This window comes from Lentzea aerocolonigenes (assembly GCF_000974445.1).
In the GTDB taxonomy this organism is placed as follows: Bacteria; Actinomycetota; Actinomycetes; order Mycobacteriales; family Pseudonocardiaceae; genus Lentzea; species Lentzea aerocolonigenes.
On the sequence record NZ_BBOJ01000002.1, the window covers coordinates 209,729 to 231,965 of the forward strand.

The 22,237-nt window shown below is 70.2% G+C and carries 23 protein-coding genes; 11 read left to right on the plus strand and 12 right to left on the minus strand.

Annotation, left to right across the window (positions count from 1 at the left end; all coding sequences use genetic code 11):
• Positions 1 to 3: 3 nt before the first annotated feature.
• Both AOM45_RS04810 and AOM45_RS04815 read left to right on the plus strand, forming a co-directional pair.
• Positions 4 to 2,169 carry an MMPL family transporter gene (locus AOM45_RS04810; protein ID WP_030470119.1) on the plus strand — a complete coding sequence of 722 codons (2,166 nt, stop codon included), beginning with the start codon at positions 4 to 6 and terminating at the stop codon, positions 2,167 to 2,169.
• 71 nt (positions 2,170 to 2,240) lie between these two features.
• On the plus strand, positions 2,241 to 2,651 hold the full coding sequence (locus AOM45_RS04815) for a peptidase inhibitor family I36 protein (RefSeq protein WP_156094096.1): 411 nt from the start codon (positions 2,241 to 2,243) through the stop codon (positions 2,649 to 2,651).
• Positions 2,652 to 2,779: 128 nt separating this feature from the next.
• Here AOM45_RS04815 and AOM45_RS04820 read toward each other — a convergent pair whose 3' ends face one another.
• From AOM45_RS04820 to AOM45_RS04840, 5 genes are all read right to left on the minus strand, one after another.
• Complete coding sequence (locus AOM45_RS04820) at positions 2,780 to 4,504, minus strand: AfsR/SARP family transcriptional regulator (protein ID WP_051784108.1); 1,725 nt, start codon at positions 4,502 to 4,504, stop codon at positions 2,780 to 2,782.
• A gap of 190 nt (positions 4,505 to 4,694) precedes the next feature.
• Positions 4,695 to 5,048 carry a DUF6292 family protein gene (locus tag AOM45_RS04825; protein WP_051784109.1) on the minus strand — a complete coding sequence of 118 codons (354 nt, stop codon included), beginning with the start codon at positions 5,046 to 5,048 and terminating at the stop codon, positions 4,695 to 4,697.
• 115 nt (positions 5,049 to 5,163) lie between these two features.
• Positions 5,164 to 6,114, minus strand: a complete 951-nt coding sequence (locus AOM45_RS04830; protein WP_030470123.1) for a sporulation protein — start codon at positions 6,112 to 6,114, stop codon at positions 5,164 to 5,166.
• Positions 6,115 to 6,145: 31 nt separating this feature from the next.
• Entirely contained in the window at positions 6,146 to 7,177 is a 1,032-nt protein-coding gene (locus AOM45_RS04835; RefSeq protein ID WP_030470124.1) for a hemolysin family protein, read from the minus strand.
• Positions 7,174 to 8,433 (minus strand): hemolysin family protein, encoded by a 1,260-nt coding sequence (locus AOM45_RS04840; RefSeq protein ID WP_236703134.1) that lies wholly within the window; start codon positions 8,431 to 8,433, stop codon positions 7,174 to 7,176. The genes AOM45_RS04835 and AOM45_RS04840 overlap by 4 nt, the downstream gene beginning before the upstream one ends.
• A gap of 121 nt (positions 8,434 to 8,554) precedes the next feature.
• Here AOM45_RS04840 and AOM45_RS04845 point away from each other — a divergent pair, with 121 nt between their 5' ends.
• The 3 genes from AOM45_RS04845 to AOM45_RS04855 are packed head-to-tail and all read left to right on the plus strand — an operon-like array spanning position 8,555 to position 11,200.
• Complete coding sequence (locus AOM45_RS04845) at positions 8,555 to 8,959, plus strand: helix-turn-helix domain-containing protein (protein WP_236703136.1); 405 nt, start codon at positions 8,555 to 8,557, stop codon at positions 8,957 to 8,959.
• Positions 8,960 to 9,018: 59 nt separating this feature from the next.
• Complete coding sequence (locus AOM45_RS04850; protein ID WP_051784110.1) at positions 9,019 to 9,438, plus strand: YybH family protein; 420 nt, start codon at positions 9,019 to 9,021, stop codon at positions 9,436 to 9,438.
• A gap of 58 nt (positions 9,439 to 9,496) precedes the next feature.
• Complete coding sequence (locus AOM45_RS04855) at positions 9,497 to 11,200, plus strand: dihydroxy-acid dehydratase (protein ID WP_030470128.1); 1,704 nt, start codon at positions 9,497 to 9,499, stop codon at positions 11,198 to 11,200.
• A 12-nt stretch (positions 11,201 to 11,212) separates the two neighbouring features.
• Here AOM45_RS04855 and AOM45_RS04860 read toward each other — a convergent pair whose 3' ends face one another.
• The 5 genes from AOM45_RS04860 to AOM45_RS04880 all read right to left on the minus strand — a co-directional run bounded on the left by AOM45_RS04860 (position 11,213) and on the right by AOM45_RS04880 (position 15,311).
• Entirely contained in the window at positions 11,213 to 11,737 is a 525-nt protein-coding gene (locus tag AOM45_RS04860) for a class F sortase (protein WP_081902399.1), read from the minus strand.
• Positions 11,737 to 12,480 carry a DUF4397 domain-containing protein gene (locus AOM45_RS04865; RefSeq protein ID WP_156094097.1) on the minus strand — a complete coding sequence of 248 codons (744 nt, stop codon included), beginning with the start codon at positions 12,478 to 12,480 and terminating at the stop codon, positions 11,737 to 11,739. Before AOM45_RS04865 ends, AOM45_RS04860 begins: the two co-directional genes overlap by 1 nt.
• 44 nt (positions 12,481 to 12,524) lie before the next feature.
• Positions 12,525 to 13,388: a PfkB family carbohydrate kinase gene (locus tag AOM45_RS04870; protein WP_236703141.1), complete on the minus strand. Its 864-nt coding sequence runs from the start codon at positions 13,386 to 13,388 to the stop codon at positions 12,525 to 12,527.
• 28 nt (positions 13,389 to 13,416) lie between these two features.
• Complete coding sequence (locus AOM45_RS04875; RefSeq protein WP_059362218.1) at positions 13,417 to 14,073, minus strand: hypothetical protein; 657 nt, start codon at positions 14,071 to 14,073, stop codon at positions 13,417 to 13,419.
• A gap of 116 nt (positions 14,074 to 14,189) precedes the next feature.
• Positions 14,190 to 15,311 carry a GAF domain-containing protein gene (locus tag AOM45_RS04880; protein WP_169774270.1) on the minus strand — a complete coding sequence of 374 codons (1,122 nt, stop codon included), beginning with the start codon at positions 15,309 to 15,311 and terminating at the stop codon, positions 14,190 to 14,192.
• Positions 15,312 to 15,426: 115 nt separating this feature from the next.
• On the opposite strand from AOM45_RS04880, the gene exaC reads away from it, so the two are divergent.
• The 4 genes from exaC to AOM45_RS04900 are packed head-to-tail and all read left to right on the plus strand — an operon-like array spanning position 15,427 to position 18,982.
• On the plus strand, positions 15,427 to 16,950 hold the full coding sequence (exaC, locus tag AOM45_RS04885; protein ID WP_030470134.1) for an acetaldehyde dehydrogenase ExaC: 1,524 nt from the start codon (positions 15,427 to 15,429) through the stop codon (positions 16,948 to 16,950).
• Positions 16,950 to 17,300: a DUF779 domain-containing protein gene (locus AOM45_RS04890; protein ID WP_030470135.1), complete on the plus strand. Its 351-nt coding sequence runs from the start codon at positions 16,950 to 16,952 to the stop codon at positions 17,298 to 17,300. The genes exaC and AOM45_RS04890 overlap by 1 nt, the downstream gene beginning before the upstream one ends.
• A gap of 9 nt (positions 17,301 to 17,309) precedes the next feature.
• On the plus strand, positions 17,310 to 18,164 hold the full coding sequence (locus AOM45_RS04895) for a hypothetical protein (protein WP_030470136.1): 855 nt from the start codon (positions 17,310 to 17,312) through the stop codon (positions 18,162 to 18,164).
• A complete protein-coding gene (locus AOM45_RS04900; protein WP_030470137.1) occupies positions 18,161 to 18,982 on the plus strand; it encodes a hypothetical protein in 822 nt (273 codons plus the stop codon). Before AOM45_RS04895 ends, AOM45_RS04900 begins: the two co-directional genes overlap by 4 nt.
• Here AOM45_RS04900 and AOM45_RS04905 read toward each other — a convergent pair.
• On the minus strand, positions 18,970 to 19,560 hold the full coding sequence (locus AOM45_RS04905; RefSeq protein WP_162185709.1) for an acetoacetate decarboxylase family protein: 591 nt from the start codon (positions 19,558 to 19,560) through the stop codon (positions 18,970 to 18,972). The two genes, AOM45_RS04900 and AOM45_RS04905, sit on opposite strands and share 13 nt — an antisense overlap.
• A gap of 268 nt (positions 19,561 to 19,828) precedes the next feature.
• Between AOM45_RS04905 and AOM45_RS04910 the strand changes: the two genes are divergently transcribed.
• Positions 19,829 to 20,953, plus strand: a complete 1,125-nt coding sequence (locus AOM45_RS04910; protein WP_051784111.1) for an alpha/beta hydrolase — start codon at positions 19,829 to 19,831, stop codon at positions 20,951 to 20,953.
• Here AOM45_RS04910 and AOM45_RS04915 read toward each other — a convergent pair.
• Entirely contained in the window at positions 20,923 to 21,777 is an 855-nt protein-coding gene (locus AOM45_RS04915) for an alpha/beta fold hydrolase (RefSeq protein WP_030470140.1), read from the minus strand. The two genes, AOM45_RS04910 and AOM45_RS04915, sit on opposite strands and share 31 nt — an antisense overlap.
• Positions 21,778 to 21,845: 68 nt before the next feature.
• On the opposite strand from AOM45_RS04915, the gene AOM45_RS04920 reads away from it, so the two are divergent.
• Complete coding sequence (locus tag AOM45_RS04920) at positions 21,846 to 22,232, plus strand: SgcJ/EcaC family oxidoreductase (RefSeq protein ID WP_236703143.1); 387 nt, start codon at positions 21,846 to 21,848, stop codon at positions 22,230 to 22,232.
• The last annotated feature ends 5 nt before the right edge of the window (positions 22,233 to 22,237 follow it).

The window sequence follows — 22,237 nt, forward strand, 5'->3', positions numbered from 1 at the left end:
ACCATGGCGAAACTGCTCTACAGACTGGGACTGGGTGCGCACAAGCACCGGCTCTCCGTCGTCCTGATCTGGCTGCTGGTGCTGGTCGGTTCCGGTGTCGGCGCCTTCACGCTCGGCGGTGAGACGTCCCAGTCGATGTCGATCCCCGGCCAGGAGTCCACGACCGCGCTGGAGCGCATCCAGCAGAAGTTCGGCTCCGGCGAGACCGCGACGGCCCGTGTCGTCGTCAAGGCGCCAGAAGGCCAGAAGCTGCCTCAGCACGTCAAGGCGATCACCGAGCTGGTGGCCGACGAGTCCGCGCTGAAGGGCGTGCGGTCGGCGACCAACCCGCTCGACCCCGCCGCGCCCAGCGTCAACCGCGACGTCAACGTCGGCTACAGCACCGTCACCTACGACGTGAAACCGGGCGAGGTCACCGCCGACCAGCGGGCCGAGCTCACCAAGGCCGTCGACAAGGCGCGGGCGAGCGGGCTGACCGTCGAGGTCACCGGCACCGCGATGCAGGAGACGCCGCACGTCGGCGGGCCCAGCGAGGTCCTCGGTGTCGTGCTGGCGCTCGTCATCCTCGCGCTGACCTACGGCTCGCTGGTGACCGCCGGCATGAACCTGCTGTCCGCCGGCATCGGGGTCGGCATCGGCACGCTCGGCATCACGATCGTGTCCGGGTTCATGGACCTGCAGTCGACCACGCCGATCCTCGCCTCGATGCTCGGCCTCGCGGTCGGCATCGACTACGCGTTGTTCATCATCAACCGCTACCGCCAGGAACTGCGCCGCGGCTCCGACGTCGGTCACGCGGTCGCCACCGCGGTCGGCACGGCCGGTTCCGCCGTCGTCACCGCCGGTCTCACCGTGGTCATCGCGCTGGTCGGCCTCGCGATCGCCGGCATCCCGTTCCTGACGCAGATGGGCGTCTCGGCCGCCGCCACGATCATCGTCGCGGTGCTGATCGCCATCACGCTGGTGCCCGCGGTGCTGGGCATGCTCGGCCGCCGCGTGCTGACCCGCAAGGAGCGCTCGCAGCCCGACGCCGAACCGAAGGACCGCGGTGTCATCCGCGGCTGGGCGGGCGCCGTCACCCGCAACCGCGTCGTCGCGCTGCTGCTCTCGGTCGTGGCGCTGGGCATCGTCGCGATCCCGGTCGCGTCCATGGACACCACGCTGATCCAGAAGCCGCCCGCCGGCTCCACCCAGGAACGCGCCGACCAGATCCTCGCGCAGGGCTTCGGCGAGGGCTTCAACGGTCCGATCATCGTCCTCGTCGAGGGCAACGGCGCCGCCGCCACGGCCACCAAGGCCGCGGAGCCCATCGCGAAGATGGCGGACGTGGCTCTCGTGACGCCCGCCCAGCCGAGCCCGGACGGCAGCGCCGCGATGGTCACCGTCATCCCGAAGTCGGGCCCCGACAGCGCCGCGACCGAACAGCTCGTCGCCGACCTGCGCACCGAACTGTCCGGTGTGGAGGGTGGCAAGGCCTACGTCACCGGCGCCACCGCGGTGAGCGTGGACGTGGCCACCTCCCTGGACCGCGCGCTGCCGATCTACCTCGCGGTCGTCGTCGGCCTGGCACTCGTGCTGCTGGTCCTGGTGTTCCGCTCACTGCTGGTGCCGCTGGTCGGTGTCCTCGGCTTCCTGCTGACCATCGGCGCGTCACTCGGCGCCACGGTGGCGGTGTTCCAGTGGGGCTGGCTCTCCAGCGCGGTCAACCTCGACGCCACCGGCCCGCTGATCAGCCTCACGCCGATCCTGGTGATCGGCATCCTGTTCGGCCTCGCCATGGACTACCAGATCTTCCTGGTGTCCCGCATGCACGAGGCGCACCACCGCGGCGCCAAGCCGATCGAGGCCATCACCACGGGCTTCCGCCAGGCGGCCCCGGTCGTCATGGCCGCGGCACTGATCATGTTCTCGGTGTTCGCCGGCTTCGTCCCCGCGGGCGAGGCGACCGTGAAGTCGATCGCCTTCGCCCTGGCCGTGGGCATCTTCGTGGACGCGTTCGTGGTCCGCATGGTGCTCGTGCCGGCCGCGCTGGCCCTGATCGGTGAGCGCGCCTGGTGGCTGCCGAAGTGGCTGCGCTGGCTGCCGGAGCTCGACGTCGAGGGCACTGCGCTCGACGAGCTGTCCAAGACGGACGAGCCGGAGCCGGTCGGCGCGGTTAGCCGCGGTTAGCGGGCACATAGCGGCATTCCCCAGTCTTCTCGGTGAGGCGAACCCCGCCTCACCGAGAAGGGGGAACTCTCTTGATTCGCAAGACGATGACGGTCCTGGCCGGCGCCGCGTTCGCGGCCGCGCTGGTGTCGATGCCCGCGAGCGCGTCCGCTCCCAGCCGGGGAATCCTCGAGCCCACCGGCGACGTGTCGATCACCGCCTACAGCGACTGCCCCGCCGCCCGGATGTGCATCTGGAACAACCTCAACGGTGGCCGCCCGTGGGGCTACTTCGCCGTCGGTGACGCCAACCTGGGTGCCGCTCCCGGCCCCAGCGGGCTCAACAACAACACCGAGAGCGCGTGGAACCGCACCAGCCAGAACTGGTGCTTCTACGACGGCGCCAACTACACGTCGCTGCTCGGCTACATCCCGCCCGGCGGCCAGGGCAACCTCGACGCCCAGTACCGCAACAGGATCACCTCGCTGCGGGTCTGTCCCTGACGTGACACGCACGACATCGGCGCTGGTCGCCGGTGTGGTGATGGCGGGGTCGCTGCTCGCAGCGGCCCCGGCCGTCGCTTCCCCGGTCTCCACCGCCTCCTACCACCAGTGCGCTCTCAACCGGTTCGTCAGACGACCGCGTGCCGGTCGGGTTCGGCCTGTTCGGCGGCGAAGCAGCGCAACAGGTCGTGCATTCCGTAGCAGGTGGTGCCGCCACGCCTGACCACGGTCACCAGGTGCCAGCTCACGAGGTCCTCCAGCACCCGTTCCGCGTGGTCGCGTCCGCTGTCGAGCAGTGCCGCCGCGACCCGCGCGGGCACCGGCGCCGCGGGCAGCAGACCCATGCGGCGGAACAACGTCTGGTGCTCCGCGGGCAACCGGCGGTAGCACGCGGTGAAGCACGCCCGCACGTCCAGGTCGCCCGCTTCGAGCCAGTCGAGCCGGGTGCGGTGATCGGCCAGCCGCCCGGCCAGGTCGTCACAGGTCCAATGCGGACGACTGACGAGCAGCGCGCCCGCGATCCGCAACGCCAGCGGCAGACCACCGCAGCACGCGACCAGCGCGTCACCGGGCGGCGCACCGGCGATCCTCGTGATCAGCTCGACCGAGTCGCCCGCGGTGAGCAGCCCGAGCCGGACCAGCCGCGCGCCTTCGAGCTCACCGAGCGCGCGCCTGCTCGTCACCAGCACCGCGCAACCGGGTTCGGCGGGCACGAACGGGCACACCTGGCTCGCGTCGGCCGCGTTGTCGACGACCAGCAGCACCCTGCGGCCCGTCAGCAGGTCGCGCAACAGCGCCGAGCACTCCTGCCCGCCGTCCGGCACGAGGTCGGCGGGCACCCCGAGCGCGCGCAGGAACTGGTGCAGCACAGACGTTGTGTCGTCACCGTGCACCGTCGCGAAGAGCCGGCCGTCCGGGAACCGCTCGCGCACGCGGTGAGCGAGCTGCACCGCGAACGACGTCTTGCCCACGCCCGGCGTGCCGGAGATGACCACGAGCGGCGGCCGGGCGCGCTCGGGCAACGTGAGGGCGGTGGCCAGTTCCGCGAGCAGGCCTGCCCTGCCCACGAAGTCGGGCAGCGCCGGGGGCAGCTGGTTCGGCCGGTGTTCCTTGCGCCGCAACGGAAATGTCGGCCGTTCCTCGCCACTCAGGATCCTGGCGTGCAGCGCGGTCAGCCGCGCGGACGGCTCAACACCCAGTTCCTCGATCATCGTGCGCCGGAACGCGCGGAACACCTCCAGCGCCTCGGGCACGCGGCCGCGCTGGGCCAGAGCGGTCATCAGCTGGGCGCGCAACCGTTCCCGCAACGGGTGTTCGGCCACCACCGCCGTCAGCTCGCCGATCAGGTCCGCGCTGCCGCCGAGCAGGAGATCGGCGTCGACGCGTTCCTCCAGCACGGTCATCCGCAGCTCCGCGAGCTGACCGGCCACCGGCTCGGCCAGCTCCGGGTTCACGGGTCCGTGCCAGCGGCCGAGCGCCTCCCGCAGCCGGGTCGCGCCGAGCGCCACGTCACCGTTCGCGACGAGCTCCCGCGCCCTGGCCAGGTCCTCGCGCACGAGCTCGACGTCGAGCTCCTCCGCATCGGCGCGCAGGACGTACCCCGTGGCCGTGGTCCGGATCCGCTCCTTGCCGAGCAGACGTCTCAGTCGCGAGATGATGCCCTGCACCTGGACCTTCGCCGACGACGGCGGCGCGTCACCCCACAGCTCGTCGAACACCCGCCCGAGCGGCACGACGTCGTTCGCGTGCCACACCAGCAGCGCCAGCACCGTGCGCGTCTGCGGGGTGCCGACCGCGATCTCCTGACCCTCTCGTTCAACGCGCAACGAACCCAGCATTTTGAAGTACACCATGCTCCCCCAGTACCTCCCCTTTGTTCAGGGTGGCACAGCGGGTGAACTCGTCGCATGCACTTCGGCGCAATCCAAAACGTCGCGCGCGTGGATCACTCGCATGGAATCGCACTGCGGTTCTGAATCACTTTTCCAAGCCGTCGCAATTCCGGCAGGAATTACCGGAAAGCATTTGTGAACCGATTTCCGGTCAGGCGACGTGTCCACTGTGCACGGCCGTGCTGACCGTCGCCGGACGGGACGGCCGAGCGAACACGCGGCGCACCCACCGCGCCACCGTGCGCGGCGGCGGCTCCACGGCGCCACCCAGGTGAGCCACCACGGTCAACTCGGAGCCGCCGGGCTCCTCGACCGCGATCGCCCACCCGTGACACTCCGACCACAGCAGCGCGACGTCGCAGTCCGGGTGGTCCGGCAGCCTGCCGTCGACCGCGATGTACACCCGCAACGGCCTGTCCCTGTCCACACACGACGACTCGCCGCTCAGACCCAGTTCCCGCGTCACTCGCAGCGCGTAGTCGAGCACCTGCGCCAGCGCCACCACGTCGTCACCGCCTTCCGTCCGAACGGGGCAACAGCGCCGACTGCTTGACGCAGGGGCCGAATACCCCGTTCTGCCGACCGGAAACCGCGCTGGGCCGTCTGTCCGCGCTGGGCCGTTACTCGCCGCCGAAGTCGCCGAAGTCCTCGAACGCGTCGTCGAGCATCTCGCCCATCACCATGCCGCCCACGACACCCGCGGCGCCGGCCGCGACGACCGTGCCCATGCCGGGACCGCGACCGTGGTGACCGCCGTGGTGACCGTGGTGTCCGTGCTGGTCGTAGCCGTGCATCGCGGCGCCGCGCTCGGCGATCTGCGAGAGCCAGCCGTTGATGGACGACGCCCAGTCGGCGACCTGGGCCTCCTGGTGCGACAGCCGGAAGTGGCCGAACGCGTCACCGCCGGAGGAGAACATCCCGCCGCGCTTGTCGGCCTCGAGGACCACGTAGAGCTCGTGCGGGTTCGCCACGAACGTCAGCTCGACCTGCTGGATCCGGCCCGCGAAGTGGGCCGGCGGGAAGAACTCGATCTCCTGGTAGAAGCCGAGCTCCTGCGGGACGCCGTGCAGGCGCCCGGCCTCGACGTCGGCACTGCGGAACGTGAAGCCGAGCTGCCCGAACGCGTTCAGCACCGCGTCCTGCGAGGGCAGCGGGTGGACCAGCACCGGGTCGAGGTCGCCCTTGTCGGGCGCGCCCGCGATCACGAGCTCGGTCCGCACGCCCACGGTCATGCCCGGCAGCGGCGCGCCGCCGACCGCGGTGATCGGGGTCTCCCACGGGATCGGCAGCTGGAACGGGATCGCCAGCAGCTGACCCGCGGCGACCCGCACGCCCTGCTGCACGACGACCCTCATGAACTCGGACACGCCGCCGTACTCGTGGTCGCCGTGCTCGACCTCGACGCGGGTGACTAGCGACAGCACGACCTGGCCGATCTCGGCGTCCGCGCTGCCACCCTGGATGCGCACCTGCCCGGTGACGACCTGGCCGGGCGCGGCGTGCGGCGAGTCCAGCACGGTGTCGACCGACGGGCCGCCAACGCCGAAAGCGCTGAGCATCCGTTTGAACATTTTCGCGTTTCCTCTCGGAGGGAAACTCCGGTCAGCGGGCGCCGACCGGACGGGTGTCGGTTTCATCCTCGAAGTCGCCGATCAGCTCTTCGAGGAGGTCTTCCAATGCGGCGATGCCACGAATTCCGCCGTCTTCGACGAGCGCGAGCTGCGCGCGTGCGTTCCGCATCTCGGTCACGGCCTGCGCCACCGGCATCGACGCGGGCAACGTCAGCACCGGCCCCATCAGCTCCTGCGCCGCCGGGTCCTCACCGCGCGCCGTGGCCCGCATGGCCTCGCGGATGTGCACCAGGCCGACGTACCGGCCCCGCAGGTCGACCACCGGGAAACGCGACCGTCCACACTGGAGGCTGCGCCGCTCGATCGCCCTCGCGGTGGTGTGCGGGGACACCGTCGACGTCTGCGCGATCGGCACCATGACCTCGCGCACGGTCGTGCGCTGGACCTGGAGCATCCGGGTCAGCAACCGTTGCTGGGCCTCGGGAATCAGGCCGTGCTCGGCGGACTGCCGCAGCAGCATCCGCAGGTCGTCCGGCCGGTGCGCCTGTGCCAGCTCGTCCTGCGGCTCGACCTTCATCAGGCGCAGCAGGCGGTTCGTCGTCGAGTTCAGTCCACTGAGGACCCAACGGACCGAGCGGGCGAACGCGCGGAACGGCAGCGCGAGGATCAACGCGGACCGTTCGGGGTGCGCGATGGCCCACGACTTCGGCGCCATCTCGCCGACGACCATGTGCAGGAACACCACCAGCACCAGGCTGATCGCGAACGCGACACCGTAGGCGAACGCGTCCGGCAAGCCGGTCAGCTTCAGCGCGGGCTCCAGCAGGTCCGCGACGGCAGGCTTGGCCAGCGCGCCCAGACCCAGCGTGCACAGCGTGATGCCGAGCTGGGCACCCGCGAGCATCAGCGACAGCTCGCGGACACCGGCCACGGCGGCGCGCGCCGCCCGGGACGTCTCGGCCGCCTGCTCCAGGCGGTGCCGCTTCGCCGCGATCAGCGCGAACTCGGCGGCGACGAAGAACCCGTTGAGCGCCAGCAGGACCACGGAGAGGACGATGCTCATCGGGCCACCTCCAGCACGTTGATCTCCACCGAGTCCGGCACGTTGCGCGCCACCGCCGTCACCAGCAGCGTCACGCCGTCCAGCACGACCTCGTCACCGGGCTGCGCCACGCGGCCGAGCCGGTGCAGCACGAGACCCGACACCGTGTCGTAGGCGTCGTCCTCCGGCAGCGCCACACCGGTGGCGTCCTCGACCTCGTCGAGCCGCAGCCGTGCTGGCACCTGCCAGCGGTGCTCGCCCAGGGCCGCGATCGTGTCCGCGACCAGGTCGTCCTCGTCGTGGATCTCGCCGACCAGCTCCTCCGCCAGGTCCTCCAGCGAGACCACGCCGGCGAACCCGCCGAACTCGTCGACCACGCAGGCGAGCTGACGGCGTTCGGTGCGCAGCCGTTCCAGCACCGCGGGCAACGGCAGCGTCGCCGGAACCACCAGGGCGGGCGAGGCGATCTTCTCGATCGCCACCGAGGAACGTTCCTCGGGCGTCAGGGTCAGCACCTCGGCCAGGCCGACGACACCACGCAGGTCGTCGAGGTCGTCGCCGACGACGGGAAAACGCGAGTTCCCGTTGTCCAGCAACGAGACGACGCGAGCGGCGGGCTCGTCGAACCGCACCGTGTGGACGTTCACGCGCGGGGTCATCGCCTGCTCCGCGACCAGGTCGCGGAACCCGATCCCGTGCTCCAGCAGCCGGGTCAGCTCGGGATCCAGGTGCCCCTGCTCCCCCGCGTCCTCGACGATCTGCTTGAGGTCGTCCGGCGTCGCACCCTGCGGCAGCTCCTCGACCGGCTCGATGCCGATCGCGCGCAGCAGGCGGTTCGCGGCCGCGTCGAACAGCCGGATCACCGGCCCCGCGACCTTCAGGTACGCGAGCGTTGACGCGCTCAACGCCAGCGCCAGCCGTTCGGGCCGGGCGATCGCGAGGTTCTTCGGCAGCAGCTCACCGAGCACCATCTGCACGAAGGTCGCGAACACCAGCGCGATCACCATCGAGCCCGGCACGCCGAGGCCGGTGCCGAGCAACGGCTCGGCCACGTACCCCACGAGCAGCGCCGTCACCGTGATGCCGAACTGGGCACCGGACAGCATGAAGGAAAGCTTCGAAGTCACGCGCAGCGCACGCTCGGCGGGCCTGGAACCGGCCTCCGCCAGCTGCTGCAGACGGCCGCGATCGACCGCCATGTACGCGAACTCCTGAGCAACGAAATAGCCCGTGGCCACAGTCAGGACCACGATGGCGAGCAAGCCGGACGCGATCAACAAGTCGCACCCGGCCACGTACTACAGCCGTCTACGTCGGCATCATCAGGCATACTCCAACAGTAGCACGTAGCACTGTATGGTTTTGGGCGATGGTTTCGGTCGACGGTTCGGGACGGAGGTGGTCGAATTGTCCGAATCACTGCTCAAGATCGGCGAACTGGCCGCCCGCGCCGGCGTCAGCATCCGCACCGTCGACTACTACACGACCCTGGGCCTGATCAGCCCCGCCCAGCGCACGGCGAGCAACTACCGCCTCTACCGCGCGGACGACGTGGACCGCATCCACCTCGTGCAACGCCTGGAGGTCCACGGCCTGCCGCTGGAGGACATCGCCCGCGCGTTCACGGCGCGACCGGCCGACACGGCGGCGGTGCTCGGCCAGATCGACACGGACCTGCGCACGCTCCAGGAGGCCTGCGACGCCGCGACGCCGGAGATGCACGGGCTGCTGACGGTGATCGCGAACCGGGTCCACTCGCTGATCACCATCGCGCTGCAGCTCCCGCCCGACCTGTCGCTGTAGCCGGGACGGGCTGGCGGCGTCATGCTCTGCGGATCCGCCACCCGCAAGGAGCGTTCGCGATGAGCTTCCAGGACGAAGTGCTGCCGCTGCTCGAACAGGACATCCGCACCATGCACGACGGCGACTCCGGACCGCGCAAGGAGATGTGGTCCCGCACCGAACCGCTCACCCTGTTCGGCGCGATCTACACGACCACCGGCAGAACCGAGCTGGAACGGACCTTCGACCTGCTGGCCGGCTCGTGGCGCGGCAGCAGGGCGGGCGAGGTCGAGATCGTGGCCGCGGAGGCGACCGGCGACCTCGGCTACACCTGCGCGATCGAACGGTCCTCGGTGGTCCAGGCCGACGGCAGCGTCGCCACCTACGCGCTGCGCGTCACGACGGTCTTCCGCCGCGAGAACGACGCCTGGAAGATCGTCCACCGCCACGGCAGCCCCCTGGACGACCGCGCGACGGACGCCTCGAAGAGCCTCCGGTAGCCGCACCGGGCCCACTGAAAAGGTTGCGCATTCGCACGCCGACCCGTACGACGGGAGCGTGACCCTCCGCAGCGCGCACTGGTACGCAGGTCAGGACCGCAACGCCTACATCCACCGCGCCTGGATGCGCCGCGGCGCACCGGACGACGCCTTCGCCCGACCCCAGATCGCCATCGCCAACACCGCCTCCGACCTCACCCCGTGCAACGCCCACCTCGACGAGGTCGCGAAGTCGGTGTCGAACGGCGTGCACGAGGCCGGCGGCATCCCGCTCAACCTCCCCGTGGTGTCGCTGGGCGAGACCAACGTCCGCCCGACCGCCATGCTGTGGCGCAACATGGCCGCGATGGCCGCCGAGGAGATGCTGCGCGCCAACCCCGTGGACGGCGTGGTGCTGCTCGGCGGGTGCGACAAGACGATCCCCGCGCTGCTGATGGCCGCCGCGTCCGTGGACATCCCGGCGATCGTGGTGCCCGGCGGCCCGATGCTGACCGGCACGTTCCGCGGCATCCCCCTCGGCTGCGGCACCGACGTCTGGCGACTGTCCGAAGAGGTCAGGGCCGGCACGCTGTCCCAGGAGGCGTTCACCCGCTCGGAATCCGCGATGATCCGCAGCCGCGGCCACTGCAACACGATGGGCACCGCGTCCACGATGGCACTGGTCGCGGAGGCGCTCGGCACCGTCGTCCCCGGCGTGGCGGGCACTCCCGCGCCCGACAGCAGGCTGCTCGAAGCCTCCCACGGCACGGGCCGCCTGATCGTCGAGCTGATCGAGAAAGACCGGCGCCCCAGCACGTTCCTGACCAAGGCCGGCTTCCACAACGCCATCGTCGCCCTGGCCGCGATCGGTGGCTCCACCAACGCCGTCGTGCACCTGCTGGCCATCGCCGGACGCCTCGGCGTCGACCTCACCCTGGACGACTTCGACCGCATCGGCTCCGGCGTGCCGCTGCTCGTGGACCTCCAGCCCGCCGGCCGGTTCCTGATGGAGGACTTCCACCGCGCGGGCGGGCTCCTGGCCGTGCTGCGCGAGGTCCGCGACCTGCTCGACCCCACCGCGTTGACCGTCACCGGCCTGCCGCTGGTCGACTACCTCGACGACGCCCCGATCTGGGACCCGGAGGTGATCCGCAGCCGTGCCGAACCGATCATCGCCGAGGGCGGGATCGCGGTGCTGCGCGGCAACCTGGCACCGTCCGGCGCGTTGATCAAACCAGCGGCCGCGTCGGCACACCTGTTGCAGCACAGGGGAAAAGCCGTGGTGTTCGACAGCATCGAGGACTTCCACGCCCGCGTCGACGACCCGGACCTCGACGTCGACGCCGACTCGGTGCTGGTGCTGCGCGGCTGCGGCCCGCGCGGCTATCCGGGCATGCCGGAGGTGTCGAACATGCCGTTGCCCAAGAAGCTGCTGGAGCAGGGCGTGCGGGACATGGTCAGGATCTGCGACGGACGCATGAGCGGCACCGCGTACGGCACGGTCGTGCTGCACGTGGCACCGGAGGCGGCCGCGGGCGGACCGCTCGGCCTGGTCCGCACCGGCGACGTCATCGTGCTCGACGTGGAGAACCGGCGGATCGACGTGGAAGCACCCGACTTCGCCGACCGGGCGCCCAGCGCTGAGATGACCGCGGCGTTCGCGTCACCGAAACGGGGCTGGGAACGGCTCTACGTCGACCACGTGCAGGGCGCCGACACCGGCGCCGACCTGGACTTCCTGGTCGGGTCCAGCGGCAGCGAGGTCGCCCGCGAGTCGCACTGAGCCGATGGCAGATCAGACCTTCAGCACCGCTTCGACGACGACGTTGTTCCGGTAGCTGCCCGCGACCCGGTCGAACTCGCCGCCGCACGTCACCAGCCGCAGCTCGGACAACGGCGTCGGCGCGTAGACCTCGGCCGTCGGGAACGCCGTCTTCTCCGTGGAGAACGTGTGGTTGACGACGAACGTGAGTTTGCTGCCGTCCTTGCGCTCCACCAGCACCTCGGCACCGGGTTTGAGTTCCGGCAGCCGGAAGAACACCCCAGGCCCGGTCTTCGAGTCGACGTGTCCCGCGATCACCGCGGGACCGGCGTCACCCGGCGCGACCCCCTTCGCGTACCACCCGGCCTTGTCAGCACGCGTCGGCGGCTCCAGCACCCCGGCCGAGTCGACCTTCAGGGCTTCGAGCGTGGTCTCCACGCCGATCGACGGGATCCGCACGGTCACCGGCTCCGGCACCTCGTCGGCGCCGGGGCCCTTGACGATGTAGATCAACGTGACCAGTACCGCCGCGCCCATCACGAGCTTGCCCTTGCTCATCAGCCGAACCGGAACAGCCTGCCGCGCACCGAGAACATGGCGATGCCCACGATGAGCGCGATCACCAGCGCGGTGAACCAGTCCCATCCGCCCGCCATGCCGCCGAACCCGGTCTCCGTCCCGCCGCCGGGCACGACCTCGGCCGCCTTGGCGTCGGTCCGCAGCTCGATCCGCCGGGCGTTCACCAGCAGCGAGTACACGGCGCCCGCCTCGATGGGCGCCTCCAGCCTCGTCGAGTCCTTGCCGCGCTGCAGCACCTGCAGCTCGCCAGAGCCCGGCTGCACCAGGACGTACCCGGTCGTCGAGTTCGCCTGCACGTTGCGGTGCACGGAGGTGCCACCGCGCACGAGGTCCATCTCGGCGTCGCCCGCGTTGATCACCCGCAGCCGCGCCTGCCCGTTCGGCGGCAGGCTGACGTCGTCCTCCAGCACCTTCATCGACGACGCGATGTCGATGACGGTGTACGCCGCGCCCGCACCCGCCTTGACCAGCACGGACCGCAGCACCGGGCTGCCTGAGTCCGCGCCGCCCGTGCGGAACTCGACGACGTGCTCCCCCGGCTCGACCCGCCGGTACTCGTAGAGCTGCGCGTAGTCGAGCGTGCCGAGCTTCACCCCGTCGAGAGTGGCGTCGACGCGCGCCTGGTCCATCGAGAAGTGCCCGATGCGCACGTACGTGCCGGTCGCGGCCTGCGCCGGGGCAGCGCAGAGCAGCAGCAACAGCACGACTGCGAGCACTCGCACGCGGACCTCCCCTCACCGGACCTCACCAACGATAACGCGGCTGATCAGCATCCGGTGAGGTCAGGACGCCCACCTGGACGCGTCACGGTGGCTCCGGCCGCCTCGACCGCCCGGCGCGCCGCGTCCTCGGGGCCGTCTCCGCGCGTGAGACCGAACGTCAACGCCGCCACAAACGCATCACCACCACCAGTCGTGTCCACGACCTCGACGTCCCCCAACGGCACGACGAGCTCTCCCCCGTCCCACGCGAACACGTTGCCGACGTCGTCCACGGCGAACGCCACGAACCTCGGCCCCCGCTCACGCACCTGGTGCGCCGCCCGCAGCGCGTCGTCCGCACCGGTGAGCTTCCGGCCGACCAGCAGCTCGGCCTCCTGGTGATCGGCGCGCACGACGTCCGCGCACGCCAGCAGCTCGTCGCCGAGACGTTCCGGCGCGCCGTCGAGCACGACACACCCCGTCGCCGCGCGTGCTGCCTTGAGCGCCACCTCAGGCGGTTGCTGCAGCTGCACCACCACAGCCGCCGCACGCGCGATGAGGTCTATCGGCAGGTCGTCCTCACGCAGCAGCACACCGTCGGGCAGGTCCTCGAGGTAGCGCCACCCGTCGGCCACGACGTTCACGATCAACCCGGTCTCGCAGCCCTTCCTCGACACCACGGCTCCGGTCCCGATCCCGTCCGCGGCGGCACGGGCGATCAGCCGTTCGCCGGTGTCGTCGTCGCCGACCACGCCCACGAGCTCGACCGCCGCGCCCAGCTGGGCCAGGCCGACCGCGATGTTCGCGCCCTTGCCGCCCAGCACCTCGCGGCGTTCGCGCACCGGCGCCGTGCCGCCCGGACCCGGCACCTCGTCGACGACGAGGACCAGGTCCCGTGCCATCTGTCCCACCACGACGATCTCGTCCACGGTGGTGGACTACCCGGTGGAGGTCCGATCAACTCCGCGAGTACTCGTCGGTGACGTCGAGGCCGTCCGGCAGCACCGCGAAGAGGTCCACCGGAGTCCGCTGCGACACCATTTCCGTGCGGTGCAAGCGTTTCAGCCGGTCCCGCGCGACCGTGACGTCCTGCCTGGCCGCCGACAGCACCAGAACGGGAACAGCACCCTGCGCCACGTGCCCGCCCACGCGTTCGGTGTTCCCGCGCCCGAACTTCAGCACTTTCCCGTACCGCACCAGGTAAAGCAGGTTCTCCTCGCCGCGTGAGTGCTTGAGCTGCTGCACCTCACCCGTCTCGTCGTTGCGCCCCCACGTGCCGTGCGACTTCGTCAGCCAACGGAAACCCGTCCACGGCAAGCCGTGCACGTCCGTCGCGAGCACGGTCCAGCCCGGCTGGAAGTACTTGGCGAGGCGGATCTTCACGGTCGTCGCGGCGATGAGCTCCGAGTTCTCCCGCCAGGTGCCGTCGAGCTCGAGCCGGCCCGCGATCTTCTGCACCGCCGGATCCGGCACCGACCTGTCGTCGAGGCACACCAGGCACCGCGTGCGCGAGCCGACACCGCACGACCGCGTGACACCGCACCAGCCGCACTGCAGGATCTGCACGGCAGCGCCACCGGGCCTGTCGTGCAGCACCTTCATCTGGTCCGACACCGCACTCAGGCACGGCGCGCACAAGGCACACCAAGCGACCTCGGTGACCTCTCTGCGCGGCAACCGAGTCATGCAGTTGATGCACTGCTTCACTTTGCCCTCCCCCGCGGGAAAGCCTATTCCAACGCCCTTCGCAGGCGCGAGGAGACGAGTGCGTGACGAGGATCCGCGGCCGGGAGCAGCAGACGCAGGCGTTCGAGCACCTCCGCGTCCTCACCGCTGTCCGCGAACGACAGCAGCGCGTCGAGATCTCCCCGCTCCAGCACGCCCTTGCGCACCGCGGCGGCGAGGTCCACGCGTTCCTCGCGGATCACCGGCGCGTCCGAACGGGGCAGCAGCTCGCCGCTGTAGTGCCGGGTGGCCTTCCCCGCGTCACCCGATCTCAGCGCCGTGCGCACGTCCAGGAAATCGCCGCGAACCACGGCGTCCAGCCGATACGGCCTCGTCAACAGGACACCACCGAGCTGCGCGCGCAGCCGATGCAGCTCCGCGCGGACCGTGGTCGGGTTCCCACGTTCACCATAGAGCAACAACGCGAGTTGTTCCGCCGTGAGGCCTTTCGGGTGCAACGCGAGCGCGGTCAGCACCTCGGCGTTGCGCAACGTCAGCACCAGCGGCCTGCCGTCGATTTCCGCGTGCAGGCCGCCGAGGAAGTTCAGCGTCAGCACGTGGTGGCGGGGCGCGACCTGGAGCAGCTGGTGCTCGGCCAGCCGGGCGGCGGCCGACACGAGCTGCGCGACGGCCGGGTGCATGGTGCGCAGCGGCCCGCTGACGTCGACGACACCCAGCAGCAGCCCGGTGTGCGGGTCGTGGATCGGGCTCGCCGCGCACGTCCAGCCGTGGTAGGTGCGCACGAGGTGTTCGCGGGAGTGCACGGTGACGGGCCTGCCGGTCGCGAGCGCGGTGCCCATGGCGTTCGTGCCGATGACGTCCTCGCTCCAGCGCGACCCCTCGGTGAGGTGGACGCGTTCGGCCTTGTGCCGCACCTGGTTGTCGCCCGTGCACCAGAGGATGTGGCCGCCCGCGTCGGTGACGATCATGATCGTCTCGTCCATCGACAGCGTGTGCTCGAGCAGCGGCACGGCCGTCGAGAGCGGGTGCGTGCCCCGCAGGTCCTCGATCTCGTCCGGCGCGTAGACGACCGGGGCCTCGTGCCGGTCCGGGTCCACGCGCGCCGCGAGGGACCGCCGCCACGACTCGGCGATCACCGGCCGCGCTGCTTCGCCGAGGTCCGTCACCACCTCAGGATGACGGGCCTTCTGGCGCCTCGCGTTACTCCTTTCGGATGCAACGTGCGTGAAACGTTGCACTACCTACCGTCGTCACCCAGTGCGCAACGATGCGGGAGGCGAAATGACGAAGTACGCGGCTCCAGGGCAGTCCGGCAGCGTGGTGACGTACCGCGACCGGTACGACCACTTCATCGGAGGCGAGTACGTGCCGCCCGCCAAGGGCGAGTACTTCGCCAACCCCACCCCCGTCACCGGTGAGGAGTTCACCGAGATCGCCCGCGGCACCGCGGACGACGTCGAACGCGCCCTCGACGCGGCCCACGGCGCCGCCCGCGGGTGGGGCAAGACCTCGGTCGCCGACCGCGCGAACGTGCTGAACAAGATCGCCGACCGCATGGAGGCGAACCTGGAGGCACTGGCGGTCGCGGAGACGTGGGAGAACGGAAAGCCGATCCGCGAGACGCTCGCCGCCGACCTGCCGCTCGCGGTCGACCACTTCCGCTACTTCGCGGGCGTGATCCGCGCGCAGGAGGGCGGGATCTCGCAGATCGACGAGGACCTGATCGCGTACCACTTCCAGGAGCCGCTCGGCGTCGTCGGCCAGATCATCCCGTGGAACTTCCCGATCCTCATGGCGGTCTGGAAGCTCGCGCCGGCACTGGCCGCGGGCAACGCGGTGGTGCTCAAGCCCGCCGAGCAGACACCGGCGTCGATCCACGTGCTGATGGAGCTCATCGCCGACCTGCTGCCGCCGGGCGTCGTGAACGTGGTCAACGGTTTCGGCGTCGAGGCGGGCAAACCCCTCGCGTCCTCGCGCCGGGTCGCGAAGGTGGCGTTCACCGGCGAGACCACCACCGGCCGGCTGATCATGCAGTACGCCAGCGAGAACATCATCCCGGTCACCCTGGAGCTCGGCGGCAAGTCGCCGAACGTGTTCTTCTCCGACGTCGCGGCCGAGCGGGATGCCTTCTACGACAAGGCACTCGAGGGCTTCACGATGTTCGCGCTGAACCAGGGCGAGGTCTGCACGTGCCCGTCGCGCGCGCTGATCCAGAGCTCCATCTACGACCAGTTCCTCGGCGACGCCGTGGAACGGACCCGCGCGGTCAAGCAGGGCCACCCGCTCGACACCGACACGATGATCGGCGCGCAGGCGTCCAACGACCAGCTCGAAAAGATCCTGTCCTACATCGACATCGGCAAGCAGGAAGGCGCCCGCGTGCTGACCGGCGGCGAGCGCGCGGACCTCGGCGGCGAACTGTCCGGCGGCTACTACGTGACGCCGACGGTCTTCGAGGGCGACAACAAGATGCGGATCTTCCAGGAGGAGATCTTCGGCCCGGTCGTCGCCGTCACGCAGTTCTCCGACTACGACGACGCGATGAAGACCGCCAACGACACCCTCTACGGCCTGGGCGCGGGCGTGTGGTCCCGCGACGGCTCCGTCGCCTACCGCGCGGGCCGCGACATCCAGGCGGGCCGCGTGTGGGTGAACAACTACCACGCCTACCCGGCGCACGCGGCGTTCGGCGGCTACAAGCAGTCCGGCATCGGCCGCGAGAACCACCGCGTGATGCTCGACCACTACCAGCAGACCAAGAACCTGCTCGTCAGCTACTCCCCGAACGCCCAGGGCTTCTTCTGATGGCGCGTGTGGCACTGACGCGAGAGGCGGCGGAGGTTCTCCGCCGCCTCCGGGCTTCACACGGCGACCTGATGTTCCACCAGTCCGGCGGCTGCTGCGACGGCTCGGCCCCCATGTGCTACCCCGCCGGCGAGTTCCGGACGGGCTCGTCGGACGTGCACCTGGGCGACCTCTCGGTGGACGAGTTCGCGGTGCCGGTGTGGATGTCCGCGGCGCAGTTCGAGTACTGGAGCCACACGCACCTGACGATCGACGTGGTGCCGGGACGTGGAAGCGGCTTCTCGCTGGAAGCACCACTGGGAGTGCGTTTTCTGGTGCGTTCCCGTCTGCTCAAAGACGAGGAGCTCTAGCATGCCCGCATGACCGTCCAATGCGGATGCTGCGGAGCCGACATCACGTCTACGGACCGCATCGACTACCGGTTGAACCGTCCGGAGCAACTGATCGGCGTGCCCGCTGAGCAGCTCGGCGCCCCGACAGGCGGACTGCTCGTCGGACCGGACGGCGACTCCTACCTCCGATGCCTGCTGCCCGTTCGGCTGACCGGCGGAGTCGAGCTCGTGTTCGGCGCGTGGATGCAGATCAGCAAGGTCGACGCGATGTACGCCCACGCCGTGTGGGACAACGACGCCGAGTACGCGAACCTGCACGTCTCGGGCAAGTTCGCGAACATCATCCAGCCGTGGGACCTGCTCGGCGTCCCGGTCGAGGCGGCGGTGCTCAACACCGACGAGCTGCCCTACTTCACCTCGCACCCCGCGCTGGAGCAGGAGTGGGACCGCGACGAGGTGCTGTGCCGCATCCGGCAGCCGTTGCCGATCCCCGTCCGCGAGACCCTGGGCGAGGTCTGGACCATCGAACGGTCCGCGGGCATGCGCTGCGTGGTCGAGGACCACACCGTCTGGTTCTCGAGCCCCGACCGCTGGGTGGGTCTCGACGTCTACGCCGACCGCACGGGTGGCAGCCCGAGCGACTTCCTGGGCGCGGTCCTCGACGGCTACCCCGCGAGCGCCGAGCACTCCGTCGAACACAACGGCGACGAGCTGCGCCACGCGTTCTGGCTGAGCGAGGTCATCGACGGCCAGGAGGAGCAGGTGTTCCACGGCCACGTCGTCCGGCGCGGCGTGATGCTCTCGGTGCGCTGCGTGCACCGCTACCCGGCGGACCGGGTGTGGGCGCAGCACGTGCTCAACAGCGTCCGGTACATCGGATGACGGCCTGCCACTGCTGCGGCGCGGAGGTCGACGAGTCCGGCGCGCTCGACCTCGACCTCGGCCTGCCGCCCGGCACCAGGGACGCGGAGCGCCGGGCGGGCGGCAACGTCCTGCTGGCGGGCGACGCGGCGTACGTCCGTTGTGTGCTGCCCGTGGAGCTGACCGGCGACCTGGAGCTGTGGTTCAGCGCCTGGATGCGCGTCACCGCCGCGGCCGCCCGCCGCGCGGAGACCGCGTGGGGCAGCCCTTCACTGCGCCTGACCGGCACGTTCGCCCACGACATCAAGCCGTGGGACGACCTGCACGGCGCCGAGGTCGCCGCCGAGGTCCGCGAACCGGACGACCTGCCAGAGCTCGTCCGGCACCCGCTGCTCGACCAGACGTGGGACCGCGACCGCGTGCTGAGCGCGTTCCTCGTGGAGCTGTCGGTCTCGGTCCAGCAGCGGCTGCGCGGCCCGTGGAGCGTTGAACGCACCGCCGGCCTCACCCCGCACCTGCTCGACGACGGCCTGCGGTTCGCCGGTCCGGGACGCACCGTGTTCGTCGACACCCGCAAGGCACAGGGCACACCGGCCGAGCGGTTCCTCGAGATGGCCCTGAGCGGCGCCCCGGACGTACCCGAGGACCAGCAGTTCCTGGTCAGGGACGGCGTCGAGCTGCGGCACGCCCTGTGGCTCACCACCAAGACCGGCGGGCACGAGTTCTACGGCCACGTGGCACGGTTCGGCGAACTGCTGCTCGTGACGTGCCTCTACGACGACCCCGCGGACCACGCGTGGGCGCGGCACGTGCTGAACAGCGTCCGCTACGGCGCCTGAGGGTCCTGGCCGAACGTCAGCCGCATGTCGTCCATCGCGACGCTCACGAGCGGCGTCCGCCCGGTCAGGTAGCCCAGCGGCCCGCCGGTGGGGAACATCCACCCCGCCCGCACCAGCCTGGCCCGGCCCGACATGGCCGCGTGCGCACGCACCTCACGGCCGTCGAGGCGTTGCGCGGTCGGCCCCGCGAACCGCCACCGCCCCGGCAACGACACGCCACCGGTCACCGCGACCCCCGCGATCGACGAGCCCTCGCCGAACCGCGCGAGCAGCTTCGGAATCGCCCACAGCTCGCGCCCGCCCAACCGTGAGGCCTCGCTGTCGACCCAGATCTGCGGCACCGACACGGCCACCGCACCCCGGTCCCACACCGGGACCGCTACGAGCAGCTCTTCGTAGGTGAGCACGCTGCCCGGTTCGTACGAAACGAACGCCACAGCCACGAAAGCGTTGCCCGCCAAAGTGATCACCCGCGCACCGACCGGCAGGTGGTCGTCCGGCACCAGTCTTCGCGGCACTCGGAACACCGAGAGCACGACGGTCCCCTGCATGTGCCACGGTTCCGGTGGATAGCGCACGATCACGACCGTACCGCTGCCACCTGCCATTTCCCGGTACCAGGACCGCAACGTCAGGAAAGTCCCAAGTTTGTGCGAGTGAACTGGACCACATGCCGGGCCGGACCCACGATTCCCGCCATGAACGTCCTGCTGGCATTCGCACTCACCGCGAGTCTCACGTCGCCGGTGCACCTGCCCCCCGGCCGCGCCGTGCCCGGAGAACGTCCCCAGCGGCACCACCTGCTACGAAGGCCGGGACGCCAACGGCGCGTACTACACGATCGCCGTGCCGAAGAAGTGGAACAAGACGCTCGTCGTGCACTCGCACGGCGGACCCGACCTCGGCGACCCCACCCCCGACCGCACGCGGGACGACCTGAACCGCTGGGCCGTCATGGTGAAGGAGGGCTACGCCTGGGCGGGCACCTCGTACCGGCGTGGCGGCTACGGCACGCGAATGGCCGCGGAGGACACCGACAACCTGCGCAGGACGGTCAGCGCGATGCTCAAGCCGCACAAGGTGTACCTCCACGGGCAGTCGTGGGGCGGCAACGTCGCGGCGAAGACCATCGAGCTGTACCAGGGCTACGACGCGGCCCTGCTCACCAGCGGCGTCATGGCGGGCGGCTCACGCGGCTACGACTACCGCGTGGACCTGCGCGTGGTCTACCAGTACTACTGCGGCAACCACCCGCGGCCGTCCGAGGTGCAGTACCCGCTGTGGCAGGGACTTCGCGCCGGCTCCACGATGACCACCGCGGGCCTGCGCGCCCGCATCGAGGAATGCCTCGGCACCGCGGGCAACCGCACCCCCGAACAGCAGCAGAAGCTCACCGACATCCTCACCGTCACGAAGATCCCCGAGGAGACGCTGAACTCGCACCTGAACTTCGCGACGTTCACGTTCCGCGACATCGTCCACAACCGCCTCGGCGACAAGAACCCGTGGAGCAACGCGGGCGTCGTCTACAAGGGCTCGCACGACGACGCGGCCCTGAACGCGGGCGTCGAACGCTTCTCCGCCGACCCCGAGGCACGCGCCGCCCTGGCCTACGACAGCGATCTCACCGGCAAGATCGACATCCCGGTGCTCTCGGTGCACGCCATCGGCGACCCGACCGCGTTCGTCGAACACGAGTCCGCCTACCGCGACACGGTGCGGAAAGCCGGCCGCTGGTGGAACCTCGTGCAGACGTTCACGAACGAGGCCACGCACAGCGCGTTCAGCGACTCCGAGTACGCCGCGGCCATGCAGGCGTTGCAGGCGTGGGAGAAGTGGGGCGTGCGCGCCAACCCGTACCTGGTCGCGGCGAGCTGCCCCGGCCACGACACCAGGTACGGCACGGGCTGCTACTTCAACCCGGGCTACCGGCCGAACTCCTACGAGTCCCGGGTCGCACCCCGCACGTGACCCGCGTGCCGGGACAGGAACCGGCGCACGAGATCGAGCACCGGACCGGGCGCGTCGAGCTGCACGAGGTGCCCGGCCCGCGGCACCAGGTGCAGCTCCGACCGCGGCACGGCAGCGGCCAGCTGCTCGCCCTTGGCCGGCGGGATCCACTCGTCGTCCTCGCCCCAGCACACGGTGACAGGGATCGAAATGTCCCCGTACCGCTGCTCGATCTCGTCGGTGTAGCGCTGGTCGGCCTGAGCGATCTGGCGGTAGAACGCCGGTTGCCCCGCCTCACCGGTCCAGGGCGACACCAGCTCGTCGAGCACCTCCGGAGCCAGTCCAGGGCTGCTGGCCGAGCGCACGTACTCGCGCACCAACGCCTCGTGCAGGTTGCCCGGCAACCGTTCGAAGACGGCGGAGTGCTCCTGCACCAGCCGGAAGAACGGCGATCCCCAGGGCGCCAGGGCAACCGGGTCGAACAACGCCAGCGCGGCGTATTCGGCACCGTGCAACAAGTGCGCGCGCAGGGAGACAGCACCACCGAAGTCGTGGGCGATCACCACCGGCCTGTCGAGCCCCCACTCGGCCAGCAGATCGGCGAAGATCCGCCCCTGAGCCCGCAACGAGACGTCCTGCCCGGACCGCATCTCGGATTGCCCGTACCCCAGCATGTCCCACACGAACACCTCGTGGTCGGTGGCCAGGTCCGCGGCGATCGCCCGCCACACAACCGAACTGAACGGCGTGCCGTGCAGGAGAACCACCGGCTCTCCCGCACCGCGACGGTCCCAGCGCACGACGCCGTCCGCGGTGACGAACTCCTCGGAAAGTTTCCAGTCCATCGTCCCCACGTTACCCACGTCACTCCGAGCTTGACCTCCACCATGGTCGAGGTACCAAGATCATGACCATGAACGACATCGCAGAGATCGAGAAGCTCGTCGCCACCGTCCAGCACGCCCAGCAGAACGAACTCACCGAGGAGTTCATCGACCAGTTCCGCGAGGACGCGATCTGGACGACCGCACACGGCAAACGCCTCACGGGCCGCGACGAGATCGCCACCTTCACCCGCCAGGTCCTCCCCGGCGCCACGAAGCTGGGCACCGCCACGTACGAGGTGGTGCACGTCGTGTTCATCAGACCGGACGTGGCGGCCGTCAAGATCCGCCAGCGTCCGTTCAAGCCCGACGGCACTCCCGCGACCGACGAGAACGAGGGATCACCGCTCTACGTCCTGTCCAAAGAGGACGGCCAGTGGAAGATCGCCGCCGGGCAGAACACGAAGGTGCTCTAGCAGCG

Coding starts and splice junctions, on each gene's coding strand:
- AOM45_RS04810 (WP_030470119.1), top strand. CDS start 4: ATGGCGAAACTGCTCTACAGACTGGGACTGGGTGCGCACAAGCACCGG.
- AOM45_RS04820 (WP_051784108.1), bottom strand. CDS start 4,504: ATGGTGTACTTCAAAATGCTGGGTTCGTTGCGCGTTGAACGAGAGGGT.
- AOM45_RS04830 (WP_030470123.1), bottom strand. CDS start 6,114: ATGTTCAAACGGATGCTCAGCGCTTTCGGCGTTGGCGGCCCGTCGGTC.
- AOM45_RS04835 (WP_030470124.1), bottom strand. CDS start 7,177: ATGAGCATCGTCCTCTCCGTGGTCCTGCTGGCGCTCAACGGGTTCTTC.
- AOM45_RS04850 (WP_051784110.1), top strand. CDS start 9,019: ATGAGCTTCCAGGACGAAGTGCTGCCGCTGCTCGAACAGGACATCCGC.
- AOM45_RS04860 (WP_081902399.1), bottom strand. CDS start 11,737: ATGAGCAAGGGCAAGCTCGTGATGGGCGCGGCGGTACTGGTCACGTTG.
- exaC (WP_030470134.1), top strand. CDS start 15,427: ATGACGAAGTACGCGGCTCCAGGGCAGTCCGGCAGCGTGGTGACGTAC.
- AOM45_RS04890 (WP_030470135.1), top strand. CDS start 16,950: ATGGCGCGTGTGGCACTGACGCGAGAGGCGGCGGAGGTTCTCCGCCGC.
- AOM45_RS04895 (WP_030470136.1), top strand. CDS start 17,310: ATGACCGTCCAATGCGGATGCTGCGGAGCCGACATCACGTCTACGGAC.
- AOM45_RS04900 (WP_030470137.1), top strand. CDS start 18,161: ATGACGGCCTGCCACTGCTGCGGCGCGGAGGTCGACGAGTCCGGCGCG.
- AOM45_RS04915 (WP_030470140.1), bottom strand. CDS start 21,777: ATGGACTGGAAACTTTCCGAGGAGTTCGTCACCGCGGACGGCGTCGTG.
- AOM45_RS04920 (WP_236703143.1), top strand. CDS start 21,846: ATGAACGACATCGCAGAGATCGAGAAGCTCGTCGCCACCGTCCAGCAC.